This window comes from Pseudomonas sp. NPDC098747, assembly GCF_044760045.1.
Taxonomy (GTDB): Bacteria; Pseudomonadota; Gammaproteobacteria; order Pseudomonadales; family Pseudomonadaceae; genus Aquipseudomonas.
Genome location: NZ_JBIWAL010000096.1, coordinates 1 through 3772 on the forward strand (window position 1 = coordinate 1; position 3772 = coordinate 3772).

General features: G+C 59.3%; 3 protein-coding genes. 1 reads left to right on the top strand and 2 read right to left on the bottom strand.

Annotated elements, in window-relative coordinates; all coding sequences use genetic code 11:
* On the top strand, nucleotides 1-207 hold a 207-nt coding region (locus tag ACIQVE_RS28415; protein WP_402815083.1), incomplete at its 5' end, for a hypothetical protein.
* A gap of 148 nt (nucleotides 208-355) precedes the next feature.
* Here the strand turns inward: ACIQVE_RS28415 and rlmB are convergent.
* Together rlmB and rnr are read right to left on the bottom strand one after the other, a co-directional pair.
* Nucleotides 356-1120, bottom strand: coding sequence for a 23S rRNA (guanosine(2251)-2'-O)-methyltransferase RlmB (rlmB, locus tag ACIQVE_RS28420; RefSeq protein ID WP_402815086.1), 765 nt, complete (start codon nucleotides 1118-1120; stop codon nucleotides 356-358).
* Nucleotides 1117-3738 carry a ribonuclease R gene (gene rnr / locus ACIQVE_RS28425; RefSeq protein WP_402815101.1) on the bottom strand — a complete coding sequence of 874 codons (2622 nt, stop codon included), beginning with the start codon at nucleotides 3736-3738 and terminating at the stop codon, nucleotides 1117-1119. Before rnr ends, rlmB begins: the two co-directional genes overlap by 4 nt.
* Nucleotides 3739-3772: the final 34 nt, after the last annotated feature.

Here is a 3772-nt window from a genome sequence, read left to right on the forward strand (position 1 = left end):
CTCGCTTTGATCCGGGTGGACCAAAAAGATGATTTCGTAATGACGCATGAATGCTCCTTACGGGTTGTAGCCTGCCGCTCAAAAACGGTCAGACAAGGAGTGAATGACACTTATGGACTTGCTGGCGCGGGGCACATGCGTGCCTGCCGTCACAGCAAGGGGCGCAATTGTAGAGAAGGGACTGAAGAGGTGCAAGGCAATTGGTGATTATTTGAACAACCACCTTCGATGCCGCTCCACAAAACACTGTGGGAGCGAGCTTGCTCGCGAATGCGACATCTCAGGCAACATTTATGTCGACTGACACTACGCTTTCGCGAGCAGGCTCGCTCCCACAGCTTGGATCGTGTACGGCTTATTTCTTGGCGGAAGCCTTGGCCTTCACGCCGCGCTGACGCCGCGCTTCGAACAGGCACACGCCGGTTGCCACCGAGACGTTGAGACTGCTGACGCTACCCGCCATCGGCAGGTTCACCAGATAGTCGCAATGTTCACGGGTCAGACGACGCATGCCTTTGCCTTCGGCGCCCATGATCAGGATGGTCGGGCCGGTCAGGTCCTGGTCATAGATGCTGACCTCGGCCTCGCCCGCCGTGCCGACAACCCACAGACCGCGTTGCTGGAGCTTTTCCAGAGTGCGCGCAAGGTTGGTCACTGCAACCAGCGGAATCACTTCCGCCGCGCCGCAGGCCACTTTACGCACGACAGGCGTCAGGGTGGCCGACTTGTCTTTTGGCACGATGACTGCCAACGCACCGGCAGCATCTGCTGAACGCAGGCAGGCGCCGAGGTTATGCGGGTCGGTTACGCCGTCGAGTACCAACAGCAGCGGCGCGCCGTCGGTGCGATCAAGCAACTCGTCGAGCATTGCCTCGCCCCAGACCTGGCTCGGACTTACTTCCGCGACCACGCCTTGGTGCACGCCCTCAACCCAGACGTCCATTTCACGACGTTCGGCCTGACCGACCTGGACACGATTCTCGTTAGCCAGTTCGATCAAGGTCTGCACACGCGGATCGTTACGGCTTTCAGCCAACCAGATCTGCTTGACGCGCTTGGGGTGGTGACGCAGCAACGCTTCTACCGCGTGAACGCCGTAGATTTTTTCCAACTGACTCATGACTTCGCCTTCGGTTTACGTGCCCCGCCACTTTTGGCTGGAGCCGAACCCGCTTTCGGCGGGCCTTTACGGTGCTTGCTCGGTTTGGCTGGCTTGCCGCCGGTCGCATTTTCAGGCGCCGACCGTCCGGTCTTTCCCCCGGACGCCGCTTTACCACCGTTTTTCGCATCGGCGAGCAAAGCCTGCTTCATTTCACGGCTTTTTCGCAGCTCGGCGTTTTTCGCCACGGCATCGCTTGGGCGATAAGCTTCACTGGCCTTTTCCTTGGCAGGACGGCGGCCAGCGGTTTTCGCCGGGGCCGGTTCTGCCGCAGTCTTTGCAGCGGGCGCAGCAGTTTCGGCGCCACGTTTTTTGCGACCGATCGGTGCGCTGATGGTTTTTTCCGCCATCTCGAAGTCGATCTTGCGCTCGTCGAGGTCAACACGCATTACGCGCACCTCAACGGTGTCACCGAGACGGAAGCTGCGACCGGTGCGCTCGCCCGCCAGGCGGTGATGCACAGGGTCGAAGTGATAGTAATCGCCCGGCAGCGCGGTGACATGCACCAGGCCTTCGACGTAGATATCGGTCAGTTCGACGAAAAGGCCAAAACCGGTCACGGCAGTGATCACGCCCGGGAACGATTCGCCCACGCGATCTTTCATGAACTCGCACTTGAGCCAGTTCACCACGTCACGGGTGGCTTCGTCGGCACGGCGCTCGCTCATCGAGCATTGCTCGCCAAGTTGCTCGAGCGCGGCTTCGTCGTACGGATAAATACGCGCCTTCGGAATGGTCATCGCACCGGCACGACGAACGTGCGGGGTGTCCTGTTTCGAATGGATCACGCTGCGGATCGCGCGGTGTGTGAGCAGGTCCGGGTAACGACGGATCGGCGAAGTGAAGTGGGTATAGGCTTCGTAATTCAGACCAAAGTGGCCCTGATTGTCAGCGCTGTACACCGCCTGGCTCAACGAGCGCAGCATCACGGTCTGGATCAGATGGAAATCCGGACGATCCTTGATGCTCGCCAGCAGTGCCTGGTAATCCTTCGGCGACGGGCCATCCTTGCCTTTGTGCAGGGACAGACCAAGCTCACCGAGGAACGCGCGCAGTTTTTCCAGACGCTCCGGCGGCGGGCCGTTGTGAACGCGATACAACGCGGGTATTTCGTGCTTCTTCAGGAATTCGGCGGTGGCCACGTTGGCCGCCAGCATGCACTCCTCGATCAGCTTGTGCGCATCGTTACGAACGGTTGGACGGATCTCGGCAATCTTGCGCTCGGTCCCGAAGATGATCCGGGTTTCCTGCGTTTCGAAATCGATCGCGCCACGTACGTGACGAGCGGCCAGCAAAACCTTGTACAGCGCATAAAGCTGCTTGAGGTGCGGCAGAACGTCGTTGTACTCGCCGCGAAGCTGACGCGCCTCGGTCAGTTTCGGCGTTTCCAGCATCGCGCTGACCTTGTTGTAGGTCAGGCGAGCGTGGGAGTGAATCACCGCTTCGTAGAAGCAGTAGTCGGTCATTTCGCCGGACTTGGAGATGGTCATCTCGCAAACCATGGCCAGGCGATCGACGTGCGGGTTCAGCGAGCACAGGCCGTTGGACAGCTGTTCAGGCAGCATCGGCACTACACGCTCGGGGAAGTACACCGAGTTGCCGCGAACCTGAGATTCATTGTCCAGCGCCGAACCGATCTTCACGTAGCTGGAGACGTCGGCAATCGCCACGTACAACTTCCAGCCGCCAGAGAATAAGCGCAGCTTGCCCGGTTTGGCTTCGCAGTAGACCGCGTCATCGAAGTCGCGAGCGTCTTCACCGTCGATGGTCACGAACGGCAGATGGCGCAGGTCGACGCGCTTCTCTTTGTCTTTCTCTTCGACTTCAGGCTTGAGCTTGGCGGCTTCTTTCAAGACCGCTTCAGGCCAGACGTGCGGGATATCGTAAGCGCGCAGGGCGACATCGATTTCCATGCCCGGCGCCATGTAGTTGCCCACGACTTCAACCACATCGCCTTGCGGCTGGAAGCGTGGCGTCGGCCAGTGGGTGATCTTCACCTCGACGAACTGACCGATCTGCGCGTTGGCGTTACGGCCCGGCGTGACCAGCACTTCTTGCTGGATCTTCGGGTTATCCGCAACGACGAAGCCGATGCCACCCTCTTCGAAATAACGACCGACGATGGTTTCGTGGGCGCGGGTGACAACTTCGACGATCATGCCTTCGCGGCGACCGCGACGGTCGAGGCCAGAGACACGGGCCAGCGCACGGTCACCGTCGAACACCAGACGCATTTGCGCCGGGCTCATGAACAGGTCGTCGCTACCGTCGTCCGGCACCAGGAAGCCGAATCCGTCCCGGTGCCCGCTGATGCGGCCCAGGATCAGGTCGAGTTTATCCACCGGCGCATAAGTGCCACGACGGGTATAGATCAGTTGAGCGTCGCGCTCCATTGCGCGCAGACGGCGGCGCAGGGCTTCGACCTGGTCTTCTGTGGTCAGACCAAACTCTTCGACCAGTTGCTCGCGGGCAGCTGGCGAACCCCGATCAGCAAGGTGCTGAAGGATCAGTTCGCGGCTGGGAATAGTGTTATTTTTTTTTTTAGATTGTATTTGGGTCTTGTTTTGTATGTTTTTGATTTAGGGTTTTTTAGTGTTTTGTCGTTGTATATTT